This window comes from Agarivorans sp. Alg241-V36 (assembly GCF_900537085.1).
Lineage (GTDB): Bacteria > Pseudomonadota > Gammaproteobacteria > Enterobacterales > Celerinatantimonadaceae > Agarivorans.
Genome location: NZ_UNRE01000002.1, coordinates 91817 through 115412, shown reverse-complemented (window position 1 = coordinate 115412; position 23596 = coordinate 91817). Strand labels below are relative to the sequence as shown.

Annotated in this window: 17 protein-coding genes; 5 read left to right on the top strand and 12 right to left on the bottom strand. The window is 43.8% G+C overall.

The annotated features are described in order from the left end of the window. Nucleotides 1-110: 110 nt before the first annotated feature. From betA to G6R11_RS04970, 5 genes are all read right to left on the bottom strand, one after another. Nucleotides 111-1805: a choline dehydrogenase gene (gene betA / locus G6R11_RS04990; protein WP_163131994.1), complete on the bottom strand. Its 1695-nt coding sequence runs from the start codon at nucleotides 1803-1805 to the stop codon at nucleotides 111-113. A gap of 70 nt (nucleotides 1806-1875) precedes the next feature. Next, nucleotides 1876-3330: a betaine-aldehyde dehydrogenase gene (betB, locus tag G6R11_RS04985; protein WP_205472674.1), complete on the bottom strand. Its 1455-nt coding sequence runs from the start codon at nucleotides 3328-3330 to the stop codon at nucleotides 1876-1878. A gap of 48 nt (nucleotides 3331-3378) precedes the next feature. Beyond that, nucleotides 3379-3972 carry a transcriptional regulator BetI gene (gene betI, locus G6R11_RS04980; RefSeq protein ID WP_163131992.1) on the bottom strand — a complete coding sequence of 198 codons (594 nt, stop codon included), beginning with the start codon at nucleotides 3970-3972 and terminating at the stop codon, nucleotides 3379-3381. 664 nt (nucleotides 3973-4636) lie between these two features. Next, entirely contained in the window at nucleotides 4637-5665 is a 1029-nt protein-coding gene (locus tag G6R11_RS04975) for a hypothetical protein (RefSeq protein ID WP_163131991.1), read from the bottom strand. Between the two features lie 11 nt (nucleotides 5666-5676). After that, the gene (locus tag G6R11_RS04970) at nucleotides 5677-6102 is read right to left on the bottom strand and encodes a hypothetical protein (protein ID WP_163131990.1); all 426 of its coding nucleotides are present in this window, start codon (nucleotides 6100-6102) and stop codon (nucleotides 5677-5679) included. Nucleotides 6103-6393: 291 nt separating this feature from the next. On the opposite strand from G6R11_RS04970, the gene dgt reads away from it, so the two are divergent. Continuing rightward, the gene (gene dgt, locus G6R11_RS04965; protein WP_163131989.1) at nucleotides 6394-7890 is read left to right on the top strand and encodes a dGTPase; all 1497 of its coding nucleotides are present in this window, start codon (nucleotides 6394-6396) and stop codon (nucleotides 7888-7890) included. A gap of 55 nt (nucleotides 7891-7945) precedes the next feature. Here the strand turns inward: dgt and G6R11_RS04960 are convergent, their stop codons facing one another. Further along, entirely contained in the window at nucleotides 7946-8548 is a 603-nt protein-coding gene (locus G6R11_RS04960) for a hypothetical protein (RefSeq protein WP_205472609.1), read from the bottom strand. 135 nt (nucleotides 8549-8683) lie between these two features. Here G6R11_RS04960 and G6R11_RS04955 point away from each other — a divergent pair, with 135 nt between their 5' ends. Together G6R11_RS04955 and G6R11_RS04950 are read left to right on the top strand one after the other, a co-directional pair. Continuing rightward, nucleotides 8684-9100: a hypothetical protein gene (locus G6R11_RS04955; protein WP_163131988.1), complete on the top strand. Its 417-nt coding sequence runs from the start codon at nucleotides 8684-8686 to the stop codon at nucleotides 9098-9100. Continuing rightward, entirely contained in the window at nucleotides 9100-10401 is a 1302-nt protein-coding gene (locus tag G6R11_RS04950; protein ID WP_163131987.1) for a DUF6575 domain-containing protein, read from the top strand. Before G6R11_RS04955 ends, G6R11_RS04950 begins: the two co-directional genes overlap by 1 nt. A 247-nt stretch (nucleotides 10402-10648) precedes the next feature. Here the strand turns inward: G6R11_RS04950 and G6R11_RS04945 are convergent, their stop codons facing one another. From G6R11_RS04945 to gcvT, 4 genes are all read right to left on the bottom strand, one after another. Beyond that, nucleotides 10649-12487: a hypothetical protein gene (locus G6R11_RS04945; RefSeq protein WP_163131986.1), complete on the bottom strand. Its 1839-nt coding sequence runs from the start codon at nucleotides 12485-12487 to the stop codon at nucleotides 10649-10651. A 136-nt stretch (nucleotides 12488-12623) separates the two neighbouring features. Next, nucleotides 12624-15509, bottom strand: coding sequence for an aminomethyl-transferring glycine dehydrogenase (gcvP, locus tag G6R11_RS04940; RefSeq protein WP_163131985.1), 2886 nt, complete (start codon nucleotides 15507-15509; stop codon nucleotides 12624-12626). A 115-nt stretch (nucleotides 15510-15624) separates the two neighbouring features. Then, nucleotides 15625-16017: a glycine cleavage system protein GcvH gene (gcvH, locus tag G6R11_RS04935; RefSeq protein WP_163131984.1), complete on the bottom strand. Its 393-nt coding sequence runs from the start codon at nucleotides 16015-16017 to the stop codon at nucleotides 15625-15627. Nucleotides 16018-16095: 78 nt separating this feature from the next. Further along, a complete protein-coding gene (gene gcvT, locus G6R11_RS04930) occupies nucleotides 16096-17187 on the bottom strand; it encodes a glycine cleavage system aminomethyltransferase GcvT (RefSeq protein ID WP_163131983.1) in 1092 nt (363 codons plus the stop codon). Between the two features lie 776 nt (nucleotides 17188-17963). Here gcvT and G6R11_RS04925 point away from each other — a divergent pair. Further along, on the top strand, nucleotides 17964-18692 hold the full coding sequence (locus G6R11_RS04925) for a hypothetical protein (RefSeq protein ID WP_163131982.1): 729 nt from the start codon (nucleotides 17964-17966) through the stop codon (nucleotides 18690-18692). Then, nucleotides 18692-19192: a GNAT family N-acetyltransferase gene (locus G6R11_RS04920; protein ID WP_163131981.1), complete on the top strand. Its 501-nt coding sequence runs from the start codon at nucleotides 18692-18694 to the stop codon at nucleotides 19190-19192. Before G6R11_RS04925 ends, G6R11_RS04920 begins: the two co-directional genes overlap by 1 nt. Nucleotides 19193-19382: 190 nt before the next feature. Here the strand turns inward: G6R11_RS04920 and G6R11_RS04915 are convergent, their stop codons facing one another. Beyond that, nucleotides 19383-23003, bottom strand: coding sequence for a response regulator (locus G6R11_RS04915; protein ID WP_163131980.1), 3621 nt, complete (start codon nucleotides 23001-23003; stop codon nucleotides 19383-19385). Between the two features lie 95 nt (nucleotides 23004-23098). Next, a complete protein-coding gene (locus G6R11_RS04910; protein WP_163131979.1) occupies nucleotides 23099-23506 on the bottom strand; it encodes an XRE family transcriptional regulator in 408 nt (135 codons plus the stop codon). Nucleotides 23507-23596 lie beyond the last annotated feature (90 nt).

Below are 23596 nucleotides of genomic sequence, written 5' to 3'. Positions count from 1 at the left end.
TGAGTGTTATCGAGGCACGCTTAGCGCCCCTAACAAATTCTTGCGTGTAACAACTTACTGGAGTGGTATTTGTCTCCAGTAAACTGTTATGTGTTTTAAAGTGTTCTTTGTCAGCGAAAGGCTGGGCGTTGGGCGCGCCCAGTGCGTTGCTCGGTTTCCCAGTCGGCAGCAATCCAAGTTGCTGCATCTGAGGCAGCAAGCGGCGTATTTCCTAAAATAGAATCTGCGATTTTTTCGGCGACCATAATGGTAGGAGCATTTAGATTACCGTTGGGAATAGTAGGAAATACTGAAGAATCTACTACCCGTAAACCGCCTACCCCTCTTACCTGACAGTGCTGATTAAGCACCGCCATTGGGTCGTTATCTGCACCCATCTTGCAGCTACAAGAAGGGTGATAAGCGCTTTCTACATTTTGCCTTACCCAAGCATCTATCTCTTCGTCGCTATCAACATCAACGCCCGGTTGAATCTCTTCACCGCGGTAGTCATCCATGGCTGGCTGCGCCAAAATCTCGCGGCTTAAACGGATACAGTCGCGCCAATCTTGTTTATCTTGCGCGGTACTGATGTAGTTAAATTCGATACTTGGTTTGCCATGAGGGTCGGCAGAAGTCACCCGAATGCGGCCACGACTTTGCGGTTTGTTTGGTCCAACATGTAACTGAAAACCATGGCCATCAAACGCCGCTTGGCCGTCGTAACGCATAGCCGCAGGCAAAAAGTGATACTGAATATTCGGCCACTTTAAACCCGCTCGCGAGCGAATAAAGGCGCAGGATTCAAAGTGATTGGTCGCCCCTAAGCCATCTTTTAATAGTATCCAGCGGGTGCCAATCAAACCTTTGCTAATTAGCCCTAGTTTACTGTTAAGGGTAATCGCTTGGCGACAAGCATACTGAAAATACACTTCTAGATGATCTTGCAAATTCTCACCCACGCCGGGTAAGTCATGCTCTAGGGCAATACCAGCATCTTTTAGCACTGCTTTGGGGCCAATGCCAGACAGCTGCAATAGCTGCGGCGAGCCAACAGAACCCGCCGACAATATCACCTCGTTGTTGGCATAAATCGATTGAATTTTTCCACCGACTTCAATTTCAATTCCTACCGCTCGCTTGTCTTTTAACAGTACTTTACGGGTCACTACGCCTTGTTTTACCGTAAGGTTTTGTCGCTTCTTAGCCTGTTTCAAATAAGCGTTTGAACTAGAAGCGCGAACCCCTTTATCTACGGTCATATGCATTGGGCCAAAGCCCTCTTGCTGGTAACCGTTGTAGTCGTTGGTTTTTGGGTAGCCTGCTTGCTGCCCTGCATCAATAAAGGCTTGGTAAAGCGGATTCAGAGTCATGTTATTGCCATTACACGTGGCCAGTGGGCCATCGCCACCTCGGTAGGCATCTTCGCCCCCTATCCACGACTCTGCACGACGAAAATACGGCAAGCACTCTTGGTAACTCCAGCCAGCAGCGCCTTGCTCTACCCACTCATCAAAATCACAAGCATGGCCACGCACATACACCATGCCGTTAATCGATGAACTGCCGCCCAGCACTCGCCCTCTAGGACAATGTAAGCGGCGATTATCTATGCCAGCTTCTGGCTGACTTTCAAACTGCCAGGCGTATTTATCGCTGTTCATGGGGTAAGACAGCGCGGTCGGCATTTGAATGAAAATACTGCTATCACTACCACCTGCTTCAACCAGCAAAACCGAGTGCTTGCCCGAGGCACTTAAGCGGTTAGCTAATACACAACCCGCAGAGCCCGCGCCAACAATAATGTAATCATACTTGGTGTTCATTTCTTTCCCTGACATTCCAATCAATAAGGTGTGCTATTTCCTAGGCCTAAACATAACCACTGTACCTGGCCTATTCGTAAGGACACTCAAGATCGCCCAGCTCAATCAACACACTCTTGTTTTGAGTGTAATGATTAAGTGTTTCAATACCGTTTTCTCTACCAATGCCCGATTGCTTGTAACCGCCCACTGGCATTTCCGCTGGCGAGCCACCCCAAGTATTTACCCAACAAATACCGGCTTCTATTTGCGCAATCACCCGATGGGCACGTGATAGGTTTTGGGTAAACAAGCCCGCGGCTAAGCCATACTCGGTAGCATTGGCGCGCTTTATCACTTCATCCTCGTCACTAAAGCGCAGGATCGACATTACCGGACCAAAGATCTCATGCTTAACTTGCGGCATTTCGTCGCTACAATCGGCAAAAATGGTTGGCTGCACAAAGTAGCCTTTACCAAGGCCATTAGCTGTTTCACGCTCTCCACCACACAATAAGCGCGCGCCAGAGGCTTTAGCTGCTTCAATAAAGCCCAGCACCTTCTCTAAATGATCGCGCGAGATAAGCGCACCAATTTGAGTCTCCATATCGCTAGGGTCACCAACTTTAAGCTTGTTGGTTCGCAGGGTGATTTGCTCAATAAACTGATCGTAAATCGCATCATGCACAAATACTCGAGTGCCGTTGGTACACACTTCACCTTGGGTATAAAAGTTAGCTAGCATGGCTGCCGACACCGCATTGTTAAGTTTGGCATCATCAAACACGATCAGTGGAGACTTACCGCCAAGCTCCATGGTGATGTCTTTTAAGGTGCCAGCTGCATCGGCCATTACCTTCTTACCCGTGCCAGACTCACCAGTGAATGACACCTTAGCGATATCAGGATGGCGAGACAGCATTTGCCCAACTCGATAATCACCCTGCACCACGTTAAACACCCCATCAGGCACACCCGCTTCGCTGAAAATCTCAGCCAGTTTTAATACAGATAAGGGCGTTTCCTCAGAAGGTTTAAACACCATGGCATTACCGGCCGCTAATGCTGGGGCAGATTTCCACATGGCGATTTGAATAGGATAATTCCATGCACCAATACCGGCGCAAACACCTAACGGTTCACGGCGCGTATAAAAAAACTGACCATGGCCTAGGTCTTGTTGCTGGCCTTGAATAGCCGCCGCTAGTCCCGCGTAATATTCAATCACATCGGCGCCTGTCACAATATCCACTTCAATAGCTTCTTGAATCGGCTTGCCGGTATCTTTTACTTCTAGCTCTGCTAGCTCGTCGTTACGTTCACGCAATATAGCAACTGCACGCATCATAATGCGGCCTCGCTCCATGCCGTTCATCGCCGACCATACTTTAAAACCCTGTTGTGCCGACGCGACAGCTCGGTCTACATCCTCTGCAGATGCTTGACCAATCTCGGCCAACGGTTCGCCAGTGGCGGGGTTAGCAGTAACAAACGTTTCAGCTGATGTGGCATCAGTTGCCTGACCATGGATGTAAAGAGACTTCATTTTCATCAAAATGCCTTGATAATTAATAGTGATTGCATGGTTAACGCGTTAGCTCAAGTATGGCGCGAGCTGTTTTTCGAGATAATCGGAAATGATTTTTTGCGCATTTTCTGGAGAAATTCCATCGGGATTTAGCGCCCCCCGTAGCCAAATGCCGTCAATTAAGGCCGCGATGCCCTGCGCCATAAACTGTGCCTGCTCGGCAGGTAAGGCTTGTTTCAATTCATAACGAAGATGCGACAACAAACGGCGCTCGTTAACCCGCTGTAATCGATGTAAATCTTTGTCGTGCATTGCCTGCGCCCAAAAAGCCAACCAAGTTTTTACCACTTTGCTTTCAACTTGGTAGCCATCAAAATTAGCTGCCACAATCGCCATTACCCTAGCGGCAACGTTATTAGGGTCAGCGGCTTGTAAGTGCGCAATAGACGTAGCAGATAACCGGCGCAACACAGTGCGCATAGTTTCTTCTAATAAACCGTGCTTGCCGCCAAAGTAGTGATGAATAATCCCTGAAGACACACCCGCTTTTTTACTGATTAAGGTAACGCTAGCGCCCGATAAACCCACCTCGTCAATCACCGCCATAGTGGCTTCTACAAGTTGTGGCTTACGTATTTCAGGCATTCCTACTTTAGGCATTTTGTTACTCAAATGTTTCTTAATTGAACGTGCAATTAAAAATAAATTTACAGCAATTCAAATAAAAGTCAAAGTTTAGTCAGTGCGTTCAAGGGCAAGCGGGGTGGCTTTCATGGCAGATTCACAGTGAATTGAACAGCGGCTTTACCCGCAGCTAAACAAACCCAGAACAGAGGTTTAAAGCGCCAGAATAAGAAGTGGGAATGATTTCTATTTAGTTATTTCAAGTAGATAGCGAAGTAATTACCGAATGAGAGACCAACTCCAAATAAGCGGTACACAGTAGAAAAACACCAGCAACTAGCCACGCTTAGCCCAGCTAAAAATGAATACATCTTCACGAAAAATTAATTTGAAATGAGATCCTAAAAGATCAAAAACCAGCGTTACAAGGGCTGTGGCTGCTTGCTAAAACAACATCCCAGCGCCAGCAAAGGTATCGCTACTATTTAGTTCAAAATAGCTACTTATACATCACCCAAAACTCGCTACACCTACACCCCGCCTTTAACCAAGGTGAAGAAGGTTCAAGCAAGCCTTATCACGTGTTGCGTATCAAGTTAGATTAGAAGAATTAATAGACAAGATATGAAGTGGTCTTTATATCTTGTCGCTTTTAGAGTGTTCGAAGCATACCAATTGAAAAGAATACAGCTACCTAGTACTAGATATGACGCAAGTACCTTATGCACTCTTTTTCATCAGCAGATGTCCAGCCACTTTCCATCGTTTGGATTAGATAAGTTTTTAGTGATTGGTGAAGAGAAAGCGCTTGTTTTACCAAAGGAAAACCACCATTTTTAATTAGCTTTGTGTAGTACATTGCAACATCGTCAGCATCGGTTGAATACTTGTCATTCAATTCAACAAAAACACCAAATACTTTATCAAGTTCATAAGTACACTCTTTAACTAAAGCGCTAGCCATTTGACTTTCTTTAGTAGAAAAAGCATTGGTAAATCTAGGAATAAAAGCCTTCGCAAAATCACCATCTGGACCAGCTAACTCAACATAAACTTGGTCAGAGAGGATGGACCCCAAAACACCACCAACCACAACTCCAATTGCAACACCAATAGGTCCACACCATATCCCTGCTACTGCCCCACCAGCAGCACCACCAGCAAAACCACCACCTACATTTGCGGCTTCTCTTCCAGTGGCTTTCAACTTATTGCTGGCGTTACTAATGTTATAAACAGCAATGCAAGCAGACAAAACCCATAGCGCTCGCCCAGCTCGGCCTAAGTTATTAGCTCTAACACTAACTTTTGGGTTTGCCCTTCCAGCACTAGACACTATTTGCTTATAAATCGCTGCGGTTTCTGGCTCCGTTAGCTCGCTAAAGGTTTTGCCAAATTGCTTGCTAGCATATTTGTTTAGCAATGTTTCAAGATCTAACCCTCGCGCCTTAAGCTTAACTACTTTTGCTCGGCCAATATCACTTGTATTACTTCGAGCAAAATCCATTATCTCATTTCGCATTTGACTTGCAGATAAAGCGGCCTGTTTTGGCGTAATCTGGCCTGATTTATATGCAGCAGTCAGTTCTGTAGCCATCGCTTTGGTCTGCGCCATGTAAAGAGCACGTACTTTTGAATCATTAATAAAGCGACTTCCAAAGTTAATTGCAGCAACTTCCATTTGCTGAATACTGTTTTGGATGTCTTTGTCGTTTAAATAAGCGTCCATTCTTATTTACCTTACTTTGAAATCGTTAAGTAGCTAGGAGCAAGCTTGCTCGAGTAATGGCACCCAGCTTGGGGGAGGAAGCGAGAAAAGCGTAATTTTTTTTCTTTCTCTATAGTTACCTGATGTGTCTGCCCTTGCCAAAACTCAAATTCGATATAGTTACCCTTCGACACAACATCTTTTAAAACTCCAGGGGTGTAGGCCTTGTATAACTCTACCCGTTCGGTAACCAATGACTCAGAATCAACGAGGCTTATATAAAGCGTTTCCTCGTATGGTGAATCGTTGCTGGTTAGCCAAAGAGTACCTATTGGTGGCACATTAAAGCCGTTCTCAACTACAAGGCCAGGTAAGTTTATTTTCTGTTCAGAGCTTGAGAGAGTGACGTCTACACTTCCCTCCACCTCTTCCACTAAAAAACCCTTTAACTCTTCCATTTAATGAATCGACTCCCTTCGGATAACGGCAAACGCCAACAGTGATAATCAAAAGCAATTCTAATTTGATGAAGGTATCACTTAAGATGTTGTAAATACTACCAGTAGTAACATAATAATCAATTAACTAAATAAATGTCTTTTGGCTGTGACCAATACAAAACGAAATAAGCGCTAGTTAACCCAATAAAGAACTCAACTACGGAGTTATCTCCATAAAACCTACTAATTGATTTTCCATTGATAATACAGCAGTATAAATACTCTAATTGATAGAGGACGGTTTAGAGTATGACGGTAAACTTTAAGGCAAAAATTACAAGTCAACGCCCGCACGATTTTAATATTCCTCTTCCAAAACAGTTTGAAAGCGACCGAGGCCGAATTATTAACAGTGCTGCGGTTCGTCGGTTACAGCAAAAAACTCAAGTTTTTCCCTTAGAGCGAAACGCCGCGGTGCGCAGCCGCCTTACCCACTCTTTAGAAGTACAGCAAGTCGGTCGACATATCTGCCAACTAATTTGCGAGCAAATTAAAGAAAATGCAAAAAAATCCCTACCTGACCACCAGCTAATAGAACTTGAGCGGCAACTAGAAAGTATTGTTGAAATGTCTTGCCTCATGCACGACATAGGCAACCCGCCCTTTGGTCACTTTGGCGAAGCCGCCTTAATTGACTGGCTAAGTAAAAACCTCAATAGCCTATATCAAGCCTCTCAGCCAACAGAACTAGACGAAACAGATAAAGAGACACCCAAACAAACTCTGCCCGCTGCCATTCATCGAGATTTAGTCAGCTTCGAGGGTAACGCCCAAGGCATTCGGCTTATTCACTCGCTATTAAAGCTAAACCTTACCTACTCGCAAGCCTCTGGCATACTCAAATACACCCGCTGTGGCAGCGAAGCCAAACCCACAGATGATGACCCTTTTAACTACTTAAAAAAGAAGGTGGGTTACTACCTTAGCGAGCAAAGCTACATTCAAGATATTCGCAACAGCCTAGACATAGGCCAATACTGCCGCTCGCCCTTTTCTTACATTATGGAAGCGGCCGATGATGTGTCTTACGGCATCGCCGATTTAGAAGACGCCATAGAAAAAGGCGTGCTAAGCGTAGATGATCTAAAAACAGCCTTAACAGACAAGTTCGCAAGTTTAGCCGCATCGCTGCCAGAAGCTGAGCGGGAAACAATGAGCAAGATGCTAGATAAAGCCTCAACGCGCGGGCGCGAAAGCAACAGCATGTTTTTTGTATTTTTACGGGTAGAGGTAAACCAGCGCTTGCCAGAGCATGCCAAAAACCAGTTTGTAGCAAACCTAGAAGCAGTATTCCAAGGCAGCCTAAACCGAGCCCTTATCGAAGATGGCAGCGTAAACCACCTGATAGTAGAAACCTTTAAAAGCGTCGCGCTAGAGCATTGCTTTTGCCACCCAGAGGTAGAAGCCCGCGAGCTACAAGGCTACCAAATTATCTCTGGCTTAATGGCCTGTTACCAGCCGCTATTGGAGCTAAGCCAAGGCCAGTTTGAATACTTAGTGGATAACACAAAACCCAAAGATAAAAGCTCAGCTTATATACAGCGCTTATTCAAAAAACTGCCGGCTAAGCACTTAGCAGCCTATCAAAAAGCCATGACGGAAGAGCCCATAAGCGAAGAGTTTGGCAACGAGCAGTGTCGCGAGTTTTATTACCGCACTAGACTCATCATCGACTACATCAGCGGCATGACCGACCAATACGCCTACGACGAATTTAGAGCGTTTAATGTGATAAGTGATTTTTAGTTCTTAGGCCAAGCAACTAAAGGGAGCAGATGGTTAAAGTTACTCTGACCCCTCTTTATTCTATTCGAGCTTCGGTTTTTTCTTCATTACTGCCATAACCCTTATCAGGTTCACCCCTAGCACCACCGGTTTTCCCAGTTTTCGTACTGATTATATTTGCCGACAGTTCTTGCAGTTTTTTAACAAATATATCCCAGTTATAACCACTAATCCCCCCGATAGCCAAATAACCTAGTGTTGCTTTAGTATCCATGCTATTTGGCTCTGTTGTATAACTTTGATGTGTTAAAACAACTAACCCACTTTGCAATATCGCAAAGGTTAGCAACCCGACATTAAGAGCCAGAACTGGAGCTAAAATAAATCCCCACAAATGATCACCATCAAAGGTTTTGTGAATCGCCTTATAACGATGAAATGAAGTAATACCAAGGACAGCACAACCTAGTAATGAACCAATCATCGTAAATAATAAATTGTACACTAGCTCAGGAAACACAAAGCCCTCTGCATCAATAGACCACATCCAATATATTGAAGAGAAGCCATTGACCCAGCCATCAATTAATAGCCATATGGCTAAAAAGGTGTAAATAACAATGTAGAAAGGTGCAATAAACGATATTTTACATTGGGGGTTGGGCTGAGGAATGGTCACTGTAGAGACTCCAAATCAGTAAAAAGTGTTCTTTTGATACCTCGCAGGCTTCTGATAATAGTATCAAATATGATAGAGTTCTCTTAGTTTATTTTTTCCCTCTTTTAAATAGAGGCTAGGTAAATAAGAGTTTTCATGAAAGAAAGTAACATTTCGTATAACTGGCCGAGTGATTTGCCATCTGAATTATTTGAAGAGCTAGAGTTAATCCCAGCTCAAGGGGAAGTATACAGATTGGTGAGTGGGATTCCACCCACCAGTGAAGACTTTATTCGTCACAGAGATACGAACACTGAGTATAATTACCAAAACAAAATAGAGCGCTTACAATCGTACGGTGTATCTGTTTGGTCAAAACTCACTAAGTTAAAACGCCGCAAAAAAAACTTCCCCGCTAATTCACAACTTGGTCAGATGCGTATAGTAAGCGGCTATTTAGTTCCAGAGCTCGGCGTTATTTCAAGTGAATCTCGCAGAGATGGACATGTTACACTATGGAAGCAGGTTAAAGCTGAGCCTCATGTGCATATAAAAAATGAGGTAAATGATTAATGAAAGTATTACCTAATGACACAGAACTTGGGCGTTTGAAGTTTTTCGAAATATACGAGGATTTTTTAGGCCCTAAGTGCTTTTCTGTAAAAGATGAGTTAGACCACCTTTACTTAGTCTACTGGAGTGGTGATTATGACAATTGCACTAAGTGGGTATATTTGCCGATCTCACAAAGCACTCTTGATGCCTTACTTCGTGAAGAGCTTACTTTCAACAAAGCCTTTACAGACTCGAAAAGACTAAAGGTTATGTCTGTGTACGAAGGTAAGCCAACCGTTTTTGAATCAATCACTAAAGAAAGCATCAATACAGTAAATCTCCCACCCAAAGACTTTGAACTAGATGTGGAGGATATCCAGTCAATAGCACCTGAGTCTCAGTGGGACTTCAATCTACACATTGCCAAAAAGTCCGATAAGCACGGTAAACCGACCGATTCAATCGTTGCTAATATTTTAGGTGTTTTCGGCGAGATAACAAAATCGTTGATGAAAGGAGAAGCTAAGACAACACCGACTATTCACCCGTTATCGGCACAGTTTGGTTCCTTTGATGTCAAACTAGGAGCTAGCGACCATGAAAGGGCTGCGGTTGCAATTGAACTGCTTGATTCATTACTAGCAGAAAGTGATAAAATAGAAGATAAGCTAGCAGAGATAGAGTTAGATCCCTATCGATTAAAGAATTTGTTGGATATTGTTCACCTCAACAAACTAGAATTGACTCTCAGAGCCAAAACATCTGACAGCCTAAAAAAACCCATAATCATAAGCTCTAGTAAATTATTGCCAGTTATTGAAAAACTAGAGAGCATGAGCCTTACAATTATAGACTCCTATAAAGTGCCACAAGCAGACAGCCTGGAACGTCTTATTTGTATAGTTAAACATCGGGTTAACGGCGGAAATTTGACCCATGAGCAAATAGAAGGATTAAACTCTCAGCGGCAAGTTAGATATTACACTCACGCAGCTCAAAATTTGGGCTTATTCAATAAGAACCTCACGGTAACTTCTGCGGGACGTTTTTTAGCTAAGAAAGATGATCTTACAGCCCAATTCCAATTTTTGGCTGATAGAGTCGAATCGAGTGACTTTGGCTGGGCTTGGATGAAATGGGCTCAAGTATCAAGTATTTCTGAATTAGATGAATTAACAGCAGAAGAATTTATTAGGACATGCGTAAAAGGGTTGAACCGGGGAACAATCCAACGACGAGCGACTAGTATAAAAAATTGGGTAAAAATACTTAAAGAACACCGTAGGGATTATGGTGATTCGTTAGCAAGCGAAGATTGACTTGCACATTGTAACTCTAATATCGAATAGTATAGTAACTGTAAAATCCAGAGCAGCTAGCTTAAACACACTGGGACGAAGCATCACAGCTTCGTCCTTTCATCTAAATTAAAAAATTTAAATACTTCGTAATTTTGCTAACCAAAACTCAACCGCTGAGAAAACAACCAAACTAAAATTGAAACTACTTTTAGGCTATGCAAATTCTCCAACTGAAGTCTCGAACGACAGCGGTCATAAAGGAAAGCTAGCTCAGCCCACCTTTATGCCAGCTATCGGCTAAATAAGTTAATTTATCTAGCATCCTCAATAGTCTTTCTTTGCTACGGTCAATAAATGGTTCTTCAAAAATAACACTTTTGTCATTGTAGGTACCTATAACAGAGGAAAATTTATAATCAAATAGGTCTCGATACCTTGCGAGTTGGGGTGGAGACTCTAAGTACCTAGATAAGTTTTCTTCAGCTTGAGCAAACGTCTTATAAAAAGCAAATTCGGTTTCTTCGCCTTTATCATTGATTAACTGAAAGCTGCCTTCGCCGAAGTACCTTTCGATAATCGACATGTCTATGACAGGATACCCATTAACCTTCGTACCTACGCAATGCGGGACACTAGAAAGATAACAACAAAGCACTTTATCTGCAGAAAGGGGAAAGTCAGAGCTATCATCAAAGTTCTCTCGAAAGTCCAGATAATCCTCAATGAAGAACGCCTTTTTCTGCTCAAGATCCGAATTAGCCATTACGTTGAGAGTATTGTAATAGCCCATGTTTCCAGTACGGTAACAAAAAGATTTAGTTTCCACTAAAAGATAAGTTTCTCCGATTCTAATGACTAAGTCTATTTCTTCATTTTTCTTCCCTCGCTTTTGCCTGTAATTTGTTTTAACTACTTTGCAGAAGCCTTCATTAAGCAGTGTATTACTATGCATAAGAGTAGAGAGTGCCGAACAAACTTCCTGCTCAAAAAGTGTCCCCTTTTGCATCCTTTTGTTCCGATCTAGCTTCGGTATCAACTGAGAGTTAACGAAATAGTCCACTACTCGACTAAACTGACCGTAAATTAGAGCGGGCAAGCACAAATGAACACCGTCATTTAAAACATAAAGCGGCCTAATGTATAAATCTTCTGGCGTAGATCTAGAATTGGAAAATATGGAAATTATTTCATTAGATTTTGCGCGATTAAAAGAACAGCAATGCATCAAAATTTCTGCAAGGTAACTTTTATCGAAAGCGGAGTAGAGCCCTGGATGTTCTAGCTCTACCTTTCCCTCAACATAACAACTCGCAAGCTTGGATAAGACTAACCACCCCAAACCCAAGTCATGTAAGCTAAGCAATGGGTAGTCTTTAAATGTCATATGTGCAAACTGCGCATAGTAGAAAGACATCTGGCAAAAAAGAACATAACTCTGTACTTGTGTGTTGTTGTCAGGCTTTGCAAAGGCTAACCTAAGACCTTCATCCAAAACTTCTAGTTTACTTGGTACATATTTAATTCGCGGATCATTGTAGTCTCGATTTTTATCTAGAATATAGATCATTTGATTCAATAAATCTTCAAGCCGTACAATGGCCACAACTTCTCCAAAGTCATGCTCTTTATTGCTACTTACGAATACTATTCGATCAGGTTTAACCTCTAACGAAAACCGTTGGCACTCTACTTTAGACCATTTCTCCACCAAGTATAATCTCAGCGAAGCCAATTTAAATAGTTCATCATAACCCTCCATAGATGTTGTTGGCTCCAGAGAGTGGCTAGATGTTTTAAGAAGCTCCTTAGTTCCATCCGTCAATGATTCAAACAGCTGGGGTAGACCATCAATAGGTTTTCCTCGTTTCATATCCTTACAGATTTGGATAAAAACATGAGATTGATAAATAAGTAGATGTTGCTCTGTGGGAGGACCATATTTTCCAACTATAGAACTATATTTATCATCGATACTACGTAGCAAAGAGCCTATAACACGTCCCGACTCAACGTAGTTATAATCAATTTTTTCTCTGTCCCCTAAAGTTTTTAGCCATTTATTCACATCAAAAAAATAGCTAGTCGGAGAGTAGTAATTCTTCACTATCTATTAACCCATAACCTACTAAATAACAGGCAGAGTAACTTTAAGCGCATTTGCGTTCTACTCCCTTAGCCACAAAAAAAGCGAAGCATCGCTGCTTCGCTTTCTATCATAACACACTGAAAAGCTTTTGATTTTACTCTTGGTAGGCTTCCATTGGAAGGCAAGCACAAAAGAGGTTTCTATCGCCAAACACATCATCAATGCGGTTTACTGTAGGCCAGAATTTGTTTTGCTTAACTGCGTCACATGGGAACACCGCTAGCTCGCGGCTGTAGTTGTGGGTCCACTGGGCGTCGGTGAGGTCGTCTAGGGTATGCGGGGCAAACACTAGTGGGTTGTCTTGTAAGGTCCACTCGCCGGTTTCTACTTTGGCTATCTCGGCGCGTATCGATAACATCGCATCAATAAAGCGGTCGATTTCGGCCAGCGATTCCGACTCAGTTGGCTCTACCATTAAGGTGCCCGCTACCGGGAAGCTCATGGTTGGTGCGTGGAAGCCGTAATCGTTTAGGCGCTTGGCTACGTCCATTTCGCTAATGCCGGTGGCTTCTTTTAATGGGCGCATATCAATAATACATTCGTGCGCTACTCGGCCATTTTGTCCGCTATACAAAATAGGGAAGGCTTGGCTCAAACGGCTGGCTAAGTAGTTAGCGTTTAGAATGGCGATTTCTGATGATTGGCGCAGCCCTTGGTTACCCAACATGGCTACGTACATCCAGCTAATTGGCAAGATAGACGCACTGCCGTAAGGGGCAGCCGATACCGCTGCATTGGCGTGACTAGCTTTACCGTTACTTACTACGCTGTGGCCTGCCACAAACGGAGCTAGGTGGGCTTTTACGCCAATAGGCCCCATACCTGGGCCACCGCCACCATGTGGAATAGCAAAGGTTTTGTGTAGGTTTAAGTGGCTTACGTCGGAGCCAATAAAGCCCGGTGAAGTAATGCCTACTTGGGCGTTCATGTTGGCGCCGTCCATGTACACTTGGCCGCCGTTGTCATGAACAATGTCGCAAATCTCTTTAATGGTTTCTTCGTATACGCCGTGGGTACTTGGGTAGGTAATCATCACACAAGACAACTGCTCAGATAGCTCTTCAGCTTTGCTGCGCATGTCGTCCATGTCTACGTTACCCTCTTTGTCGCAGGCCACTACCACTACTTTTAAGTTGGCCATTTGCGCCGAAGCTGGGTTAGTACCGTGGGCCGAACTTGGAATTAAACAAATGTTGCGGTGATGGTCGCCGCGGCTAGCGTGGTATTTTTGAATAGCTAACAAGCCTGCGTATTCGCCTTGTGCGCCAGAGTTAGGCTGCATACAAATTGAGTCGTAACCGGTGATGTTTACTAGCCAATCTTCTAACTGGCTAATCATCGCATGGTAGCCCTGCGCTTGGTCACTTGGGCAGAAGGGGTGCATGCTAGAAAACTCTGGCCAGGTTACCGGGATCATCTCGGCGGTGGCGTTTAGCTTCATGGTGCATGAGCCTAGCGAGATCATCGAGTGGTTTAGCGCTAAGTCTTTACTTTCTAGCTTACGAATGTAACGCAGTACGTCGGTTTCGCTGCGGTAACGGTTAAATACTTCGTGCTCTAGAATTGGCGTATCGCGCAATAGCGTTTCTGGAATGCAGGTTTCGCCTTTTACTATGGCGTCTAAACGGGCGGCATCTAAGCCGTGATCGTCACCTAGCAATACCGTGAATAGGTCGTTTACATCGGCTGCTGTGGTGGTTTCATCAAGGCTAAGCGCTACGCTGCCATCTAAGTCCATACGCAGGTTAATGCCTAGAGCTTCGCTGCGCGCTTTAATTGCGTCTTTATCGCTTACTTTAATGCTTAGGGTATCAAAGTATTGGGCGTGCTCTGGGCTTAGGCCTTTGGCTTCTAGGCCGTGGGCGAGTATGGCGGTTAAGCGGTGAATACGCTGGGCAATGGTGCGTAGGCCATCAGGGCCATGAAATACCGCGTAGAACGAGGCCATGTTGGCTAGCAATACTTGGGCAGTACAAATGTTTGAGTTGGCTTTTTCGCGGCGAATATGTTGCTCGCGGGTTTGCAGCGCCATGCGCAATGCAGGCTTGCCACGGCGATCTTTAGATACACCAATAATACGACCCGGTAGCGAGCGCTTATAAGCATCACGGGTGGCAAAAAATGCCGCGTGAGGGCCACCGTAACCCATAGGTACACCAAAGCGCTGGGCACAGCCTAGTACTACGTCGGCGCCCATTGCGCCCGGTGATTTAAGCAGTACCAAGGCCATAATGTCGGCGGCAACTGCCACAATGCCTTTGTTGCTATGTACTTGTTCTATTAGCTCGCTTAAGTCACGCACACGACCAGTAGTGCCAGGGTATTGCAGTAAGGCACCAAATACATTGTGCTCAACCACGCTCTCGGCTGGGCCTACTTCAATATCAAAACCAAAGAAGTCGGCGCGCTCTTTTACTACGTCGATGGTTTGTGGGTGAACGTCGTCGGCAATAAAGTACAGGTTACACTTTTTGTTTTTAGACACACGCTTGGCTAGCGCCATGGCTTCTGCCGCGGCGGTGGCTTCATCTAGTAATGAGGCACTGGCTAGCTCTAAGCCAGTTAGGTCTAAGGTTAACTGTTGGAAGTTAAGCAGCGCTTCTAAACGGCCTTGGGCAATCTCTGGCTGGTAAGGCGTGTAGGCGGTGTACCAACCTGGGTTTTCAAATACATTACGTAAAATAACGTGTGGCACATGGGTATTGTGGTAACCCATACCAATGTAGCTACGGTAAACCTTGTTTTGTTTAGCTAGCTTACGTAATGCGGCCAGTGCTTGTTGCTCAGTAAGGCTGTCACCAATGTTTAAGCCTTCGCTTAGGCGAATTTGTTCCGGCACCGTTTGCTCGATTAGTTGCTCTACAGAGCTTAAGCCAAGCTGTTTAAGCATGGTGTTAACTTCGGCTTGATCGGGGCCAATATGGCGGCGAATAAAGTCTTGGTTTTGCTCTAGTTCGGTTAACGGCAAAGAGGGGTTCATTGAACAATTCCTGTATTACTGAAACAAAGTGTGTCGCGTTTAGTTTGCTGTGTACTTTTTGATTTTTTAGATAAAAAAAGCGCCCCGACTAGCGGAGCGCATTATTTATCAAAGCTTATTCATCTTCTTCGATAGTGGCGGCGTAATCTTCGGCCGAGAGTAAGTTCTCTAGCTCGCTTTCGTCGCTCACTTTTACTTTGAACATCCAACCATCGCCGTAAGCATCGCTGTTTACTTGCTCTGGTGAATCTTCTAATTCTTCGTTAATTTCTACCACTTCACCGCTTACTGGTGCGTAGATGTCTGAGGCAGCCTTAACCGACTCTGCCACTGCGCAGTCATCGCCTGCGTCAATGTCGTCGCCTACGTCTGGCAGGTCAATAAATACCATGTCGCCAAGCAGCTCTTGAGCGTGCTCGCTAATGCCAACGGTGTAAACGCCGTCGCCTTCTGAACGTACCCACTCGTGAGTACTGGCATAACGCAGTTCGGCAGGGATATTAGCCATAATTCCTTTCCTCTATAAGTTCTTACTTAAGGTTTTAATTTAAAGTTAAATCTACAAACAAAATTCGATTATTTGGGCTTACACTTTGGCGCCATTACGCACAAATACAGGTTTTACTACTTTCACTTTAACCTGTTTTTTGCGCATTTCCACTAAGGCTTCTTCTACATCGCAATTGGCGATGCGAGCCAGCGCAATACTTTGACCCAAAGTTGGCGAGAAAGTGCCGCTGGTGACTACACCAGGCAAGGCTTCACCATATTCATTAACCACGGTAACCGCTTGGCCAGCACGCATTACGCCTTTGCTTTCCATTACCAAACCTACCAGCTTGTCGGTGCCTTCGGCTTTTTGTGCCTCTAACGCTTTACGACCAATAAAGTCGCGCTCTTGCGGTTCCCATGCAATGGTCCAGCCCATGTTAGCCGCCAGCGGTGATACGCTTTCGTCCATGTCTTGACCATATAAATTCATGCCTGCTTCTAAACGCAGGGTATCGCGCGCGCCTAAGCCACAAGGTTGTACACCTTGCGCTTCTAGGGCCTTCCAAAGAGCTACCGCTTTATCTTGAGGTACTACAATTTCGTAGCCTTGCTCGCCGGTATAACCGGTGGTGGCAATAAACAAATCGCCAGCTTGCACACCAAAGAACGGCTTCATGCCTTCTATGGCGAGGTTTTGATCGTTGTCTAATACAGCAGAAGTTAGCTTTTTAGCTTGTGGGCCTTGTACTGCAATCATCGCTAGCTCTGGGCGCTCGGTAATGCTTACTGCGTAATCGCTGGCTTGCTGTCTTATCCAAGCGAGATCTTTTTCGCGAGTGGCCGAGTTAACCACTAAACGGTATTCGGTTTCGCTGAAGTAGTAAGTAATAAGGTCGTCAATCACGCCGCCTTCGTGGTTAAGCATGCCGCCATATAGCGCCTTACCTTTAACCGTGAGTTTGGCTACGTCGTTCGCCAGTAGCTTGCGCAGGAAAGGCTGAGCTTGTTCGCCCTGCACATCAACAATGGTCATGTGGGATACATCAAACATGCCCGCGGCTTGGCGAACAGCGTGATGCTCTTCGATTTGCGAGCCATAGTTAATTGGCATTTCCCAGCCAAAAAAATCAACTAATTTTGCGCCTGCGTCGAGGTGCGCTTGATGAAGAACCGTTTGCTGTGTCATGTGCTGTTCCCTTTATTATGAGGACGCGAAGGGTAATCCCCCCTGCCAATGCTGAACAATTATAGCGAGATGTGCGCAACAAGAAAGCACCAATCACAAGCTGAGCTAATCTATAACTTGCACAATTCCCTTACATCCCTTCAACAGCTCGGTGACAAGCTTTAGTAAAAAACCGCCAAAAACAGCAAAAACCACCAATAAACCGAGCCAATCCTTAGTTATTCACTAATTATTGCTCGCTTGTGCAAACATAAGCACAATTTAAAAGGCAGCCTCAAAACTACCAGTCATTAGTTAAACTAATCGACATGAAAAAACTTAATAAAAATAAATCACCTGTTTGAGCGCAATCGCCTAGCCTTTTTTAGGGGGTGAATTCGTCTAACTACTGCCCAGTTTTTCGCTTAGCTCAAACCAATCTAGCTGTACTACACCCAAAAACCGACTAAAACAGTAATAGCCCAACTGCAATGAAGTCTGGTACGAAAAGGTTAAGCAAGCAACGCCCAAAACGAAGTACTGACTAGCATACATACAGCAAGCTCTATCGTTTCATCTAATAAACAGTAGCCTATTCAAAGCTATAAATAGGTATTGCTGAAAACTCCAATGATTATTTATTCCATCAAATAAACAAAACCTAAGCTCTTTTGTGACGCCAGTAATAACTAAAAAAACTTGTCTAAATAAACATCATATTTTGATGATTAAGATCAATAATAATTAACATGTTTGTCATCTAACCTGTAAGTGAATGAATTATGAAGGGATCTCAAATGAATTCACTAAATAAGCTAAAAGATAAAATATGGTTAATATTCAAATCACCGGATTTAAACATCTCTTTAAAATACGGCCTTGCGAAAAATGAAGGGCCATTTTTTAGTGAATTCACACGAACTTTTTTTAAGGAAGTAACACGTCGACATCCTAAAATGCCTATATTTGGTCGAATGACTCGTGGCGTAGCAGTTTGTAAGTTAGATGCTGATTACAACTCATACTTTAGCTCCCTAGAGAGCTCTGCTCGAAGAAACGTTAGAAAAGCTTTGCGCCTGGGGTATGTATTCGAACCCATCAATTACAATGACTACCTTGATGAGATTTACGAAATTCGCTGCTCGGCTAGCGTTCGCCAAGGAGCAATGGACGCAGATATGTTGAATACCAAACCAAAACCTAACACCGATAAAAAATCTAAGAGTGGCACCCATAACTATCCATATTTTGGAGTGTTTGATAACAACAGAAAGCTAGTCGCCTATGCTGGCTGTATAGTTGCTGGTGAGCTTCTAGAGCTTTCACATTACTTTGGGCACAAGGATTACCAAAGAGATGGAATCGTCCCTTTGCTTATTACAGAGATTGCAAAAAAAAGCATTGAAGGTTATTCAGGTGTTAAGTACTTCGTATACGGTTCATACGTCAATTCATCCGAAACATTAGCTCGATTCAAAAAGAAACTAATGTTTAAACCTTACCATGTACATTGGAAGTTAAACTGATGAAACAGTTTGTTTATTCACTCGAAGTTAGTGAAATTGTTCCCAATGAAAAGATCGCTCTTTCCTCTACAAGCAAACTGATGATTATTGATAATTTCTCGTCATTTATTAGGAATGCAAAGATGTTGCGTAGCCATTTTGGTTCGGGGAAAGAGCTCTTAAAGCTTATGTTAAAGATCTCGTTAAAAAGAAGTTCAATGTATTGCTGTGGGACCAAAACAACACTTCAAAGTCATGGAGTCATCACTTATGGTCGCTGCACACATTACCCGGTAGCGAGCTCCGATGCGGTTATTGGCCCCGTGTTTACTAACAAAAATATGCGCGGACAAGGAATGGCTACCCGAGCTCTAATTTTTGCAACGCAACATATACACGCGAAACACCAATCCAAAAGAATTATTATTGACACCAGCGAAGACAACTACGGGATGCAAATAGCGATAAAAAGGGCTGGCTTCAATGGCCCTATAATAGAGTTTCAGCGCAATGAACGTTAAGCGGCAATAGTCCACACATAAACCTTAATTTCACTTTACCTGCAAGTTCAGCTCAAACGTTGGTGCTCTCGCAGAGTTTTCATTAGTGAGTGCAGCAGCTCGATGTCTTGGTTCGGCATGCTCATCATATCATCCATTAAACTAAGCATACTGGCGGGCACTACTGAATAGTATGTATGGAAGCCACTTGCTAGTTATTGTTTGCTAAAGATTTGGCGAGTTCTAACGCTGACTCAAACTCGTATTCGAGTAAATGCTGTTGAATTTCTCTTAGCAATTCATGTTCAGACTCGGGCAAGCTAAGCAACAAGGTTTCGCAAACATCTAGCGCTTCTATGTCGGCGTGTTCTAATAAGTCAACGAGCCGCTCGGGGCCAATAGATGCTGTTGATGTGCTTGGCTCTGCAGGTGGCTGGGGATCGGCTTGCTCAGAGACCCGAGCCAATAAGCGAGGGATGTCGGCAAGTACCAGTATAAGTTCACTAAGCGTTCGAGCGAGGGTATCGCTAATTTGTTCTGCCAAATTAAGCTCACAGGCTTTTTCTAGCGCAGCGCTTTGATGGAATAGCTGGGTGGCTCCAATGGTTCCAGCAACGCCTTTTATGCTATGGGCTAAACGCTGTTTTTCTTCTAAGCTTGCTGCTTGCATAAATTCTTGCTCAAACTGGCCAAAGCTCTGCTCAAAACGCGCTAACACTTTGCCATACAAGGCCGTATTGTTATTACAGGCGGCGATACCTTCGTTATATTTAATCACCCCAGAATCGAGCTTTCTGGTAACGGCTGGTGAATGTTGATGCGTAGCTTGTTTTACCTTGGGGTTCTTTGGCTTTATCCACTTGGCCAAGGTTTTAAACATTTGCTCTACGTTTAGAGGCTTGCCAATCAGGTCGTTCATGCCGCACGCCAAAGCCTTTTCTTTATCTTGGGTAGTGACGTTGGCGGTCATGGCTAGTATCGGTAACTCCGCATACTTTGGATTTAAGCGAATTTTTTGGGTAGCTTCGTAGCCATCCATTTCTGGCATCTGACCATCCATCAAAATTCCATCAAACTCGTCTTGCTCCAACATCGCTATGGCTTGCAGGCCATTTTCGGCCACTATCACTTCTATCCCCTGCTCGCCCAGTAACTCCATAGCAAGTTCTTGGTTAATATCGTTATCTTCGGCCAGTAACAATTTAGCACCGCTTAATGGTTTGGCTAGTTGATCTATCGCGCTAGTGTCCATGGGGAGTAAGCGCTCTGTTTGGCTAGACATACTAAACACTTTAAGTATTGATTCATGCAAGCTAGATGGTGTCATGGGCTTACGCAGTACGTCACTAACTTCTAATTGAGCATCACTAAACACGAGATGCAAATTCTCATTGCCCGCCATAGAAGTAATAATAATTTTGGGTGGCTTAGTCTCTGTCAGAAAAGCCCGCAGGCGATCGATGCGCTCTTGGGAGTATGCTTCTTCGCCCCATGATACAAATAATAAATCTATATGGTTTTGCTCAATTAACTGAAAGGTAGAATCGCGATCACTACTGGTTAGTACCCTAAAGTTCATGGAACTTAACATGTTAGTCATAGCGATTTGAGAAACTGGGTTTTCGTCGATAACTAACACACTTATATCTTTTAAAGTCTCTGGTGCGCTAAGTTGGCCATTACTGTGCTCAACACCTAGCGGTAAACTAAAGCTAAACTCTGTACCTTGTTGATAGGTGCTTTGCACTTGTATGCCGCCCCCCATCATCTCTACTAAGCTTTTACTAATAACTAAACCTAGGCCTGTTCCACCAAACTTACGGGTGGTTGAACTGTCTGCTTGAGCAAAGGCCGAAAACAATTTATTTAGCTGTTCTTCGGTCATGCCAATACCACTGTCTTTAACCGAAAACAGTAACTCTGTAGAGCTCGCATCGCTCTGCAGTTGTTTAATGGTAATGCTGACCTGTCCAGACTCAGTAAATTTGATCGCATTGCTCACTAAATTAAGCAGTACTTGTTTTATGCGTAGCGGATCACCAATAAGGCCTTTGGGAATAACCGCACTCATGTCGGTAACCAGCTCAAGGCCTTTTTCATGAGCCTTTTGCGACATAATGTCACTCACATCTCTTAGTACTTGTTCTAAATCGAAATCAATATGCTCGAGCTCTAGCTTGCGAGCCTCAATTTTAGAGAAGTCGAGAATATCGTTAATAATGCCCAACAACGCTTCTGCTGCACGATGAATGTTATTCACATAACCGTGCTGCTTTTTGTTGAGATCAGACTTAAGCGCGAGATGGCTCATGCCAATAATGGCATTCATGGGAGTTCGTATTTCATGGCTCATGTTGGCTAAAAAGGTCGATTTAGCTTGGTTAGCTTGCTCTGATACATCTTTAGCGGCACTTAATTCGGTGGCGAGGGTTTCAATGGCCGATTGAGACTTACGAATGAAGAAGGCCAATAAGCCCATGGCTGCGGCAAACACCAGGCCTAACAACAACAGTAAATCAGAGAGTCCGCGGGCACTTTGCATATCACTAAAACGTAGATCACGGGTATTCTCTAATAGGCTATCGGCTTGTTGTGCTGCCGCAATCATAGCGCTAGACACCTTATAAACACTTAAGGTTACCCGTTCTACTGCTCGGAAATTTTCTAAGTAATTGGACACCTCGGGGACAAAACTGGCAAAGGCTAATATCTCATCCTCTTCTATAAGCGAAAGCTGCAACTGTTCAGCGCGATTTAGCACGGTATCTAAATCTGCAGTAACCGAGCGTGCATACACCTTTTTAGCCTCTAGTGAGTTAGATAAGGCTAAGTCTCGGTCAGATTGTCGTGCATTGGTTAGGCGGTTTAGCAAGCTGTCGATGTCTTTACTAATTTTTAGTCGCTTGCTCATTAAGTCTTGCGTGGCATCTATCTGCCTACGCTTATTTTTTAGCACTTCCTGCTCGCTATCGCGCAAGGCAAACGCGGCATTGATGAGGTGGCTGGAGCTGCGATCTAAAGTAGTAATAATTGCTGAACGCTCGTCTAACTCGCCCAAGTTTACTACCTGTTCAAGCTTATTTAACTCTTCGAGATAGTTATCTGTTGCTTGAGACATACCTTGCAAAATGACTTGGCTATTTTCATCTTTGATACTGGATTTGAGTAAGTCGGTAATGCTGATAATTTTAATCACTGCATTACGGGCATTAATTAACTCTTGAGGATTTTTATTAAGCAAATAGCTTTTTTCGTGCACTTTAGCTATTTCAGCAGGGATGATTACGTTGTAGGTTTTATTGGCATTGTCTATCACTCTGGTGACTTCGAAACGCAACTGTTTGATTTTGTCGCTATCAAAATCGATGTATTTTTCTTGTAATCGCTGCAGCGACAAGGCACTTGAAGAGGCTTGCACAGCGGCAATCACCATCTGCTCACGAGCCTCAATCATCTCTTCAATCAACTCGACGTATTGAGCAAACCCTTGATGATAGTCATCAATCGCTTTTGGTAACTGGCTTAAATTGGTTTGATTGTTTTCATCGGTACTTGTGTTAACAAAAGCTTTAGACAACGAGGATGCTTCGGCAATTTTATCTAAGCTTCGTTTGGCTGCGGTAAAATTATGATCACGAGTAAATATAAGTTCTTGCAAGCGCGCTTGTTCTAACTTGCTGACTAACTCACCGGCTGAAACATAGCGATCTACCGCAAGGAAAAGCTGAGCAATACTAAAGGCTCCTACCACTACAACAATAAACAGTAAGCTAATCACTCCAGCAAAACCGAAGAAAATCCGTTTACTTTGTTTAATTCCCTTTAGTGACACTAGTTTCCTCTTTTTAACCAAGCATTTGTTGCACTCAATTTAGTGCAATAACAGCAATTTAGCCAACAACTAGCCAATCTAATCAGCTTTAGAGCCTAGCTTATGCGCTGGTGCTCTCGCAGAGTTTTCATTAGTGAGTGCAGCAGCTCGATGTCTTGGTTGGGCATGCTCATCATTTCATCCATTAAACTAAGCACACTGGCAGGCACTGCCAACTGGCCACCGTGGATGCGGTCTATTTCGTCAACAGGGAAAAACTGCAAAATACTAACGTCTAATACTTTGCCCAAGCGGAATAAATCAGACACGGTAAACTGGCTACCTTGCTGCTTATCCATCTTGCTATAAAAGGCAGTTTTGCCAATATTAGCTTTGTCGGCCAAGGCACTCTTACTAATGCTGTTATGCACCATGTAGGCTTCGATCCGCTCTATCAGCATCATTCTAAAACGATGTTCATCTTCGCCAAAAAACTCAAAACCTTCGGTATTCAATTCCGCCATTTGCCTTTGCTCTTTTTACACAATATGAAATAAAGCTTAGCTTCTTGTTCATATTATGAAAACAGATTTATTTAGAGTTGCTCTCAGAAC

What these genes read in the sequence shown, in the direction of transcription:
- gcvP (WP_163131985.1), bottom strand. Translation starts at nt 15,509, where the DNA reads ATGAACCCCTCTTTGCCGTTAACCGAACTAGAGCAAAACCAAGACTTT.
- G6R11_RS04910 (WP_163131979.1), bottom strand. Translation starts at nt 23,506, where the DNA reads ATGGCGGAATTGAATACCGAAGGTTTTGAGTTTTTTGGCGAAGATGAA.
- G6R11_RS04950 (WP_163131987.1), top strand. Translation starts at nt 9,100, where the DNA reads ATGAAAGTATTACCTAATGACACAGAACTTGGGCGTTTGAAGTTTTTC.
- G6R11_RS04925 (WP_163131982.1), top strand. Translation starts at nt 17,964, where the DNA reads ATGAATTCACTAAATAAGCTAAAAGATAAAATATGGTTAATATTCAAA.
- betA (WP_163131994.1), bottom strand. Translation starts at nt 1,805, where the DNA reads ATGAACACCAAGTATGATTACATTATTGTTGGCGCGGGCTCTGCGGGT.
- gcvT (WP_163131983.1), bottom strand. Translation starts at nt 17,187, where the DNA reads ATGACACAGCAAACGGTTCTTCATCAAGCGCACCTCGACGCAGGCGCA.
- G6R11_RS04975 (WP_163131991.1), bottom strand. Translation starts at nt 5,665, where the DNA reads ATGGACGCTTATTTAAACGACAAAGACATCCAAAACAGTATTCAGCAA.
- G6R11_RS04970 (WP_163131990.1), bottom strand. Translation starts at nt 6,102, where the DNA reads ATGGAAGAGTTAAAGGGTTTTTTAGTGGAAGAGGTGGAGGGAAGTGTA.
- G6R11_RS04920 (WP_163131981.1), top strand. Translation starts at nt 18,692, where the DNA reads ATGAAACAGTTTGTTTATTCACTCGAAGTTAGTGAAATTGTTCCCAAT.
- dgt (WP_163131989.1), top strand. Translation starts at nt 6,394, where the DNA reads ATGACGGTAAACTTTAAGGCAAAAATTACAAGTCAACGCCCGCACGAT.
- betI (WP_163131992.1), bottom strand. Translation starts at nt 3,972, where the DNA reads ATGCCTAAAGTAGGAATGCCTGAAATACGTAAGCCACAACTTGTAGAA.
- betB (WP_205472674.1), bottom strand. Translation starts at nt 3,330, where the DNA reads ATGAAGTCTCTTTACATCCATGGTCAGGCAACTGATGCCACATCAGCT.
- gcvH (WP_163131984.1), bottom strand. Translation starts at nt 16,017, where the DNA reads ATGGCTAATATCCCTGCCGAACTGCGTTATGCCAGTACTCACGAGTGG.
- G6R11_RS04955 (WP_163131988.1), top strand. Translation starts at nt 8,684, where the DNA reads ATGAAAGAAAGTAACATTTCGTATAACTGGCCGAGTGATTTGCCATCT.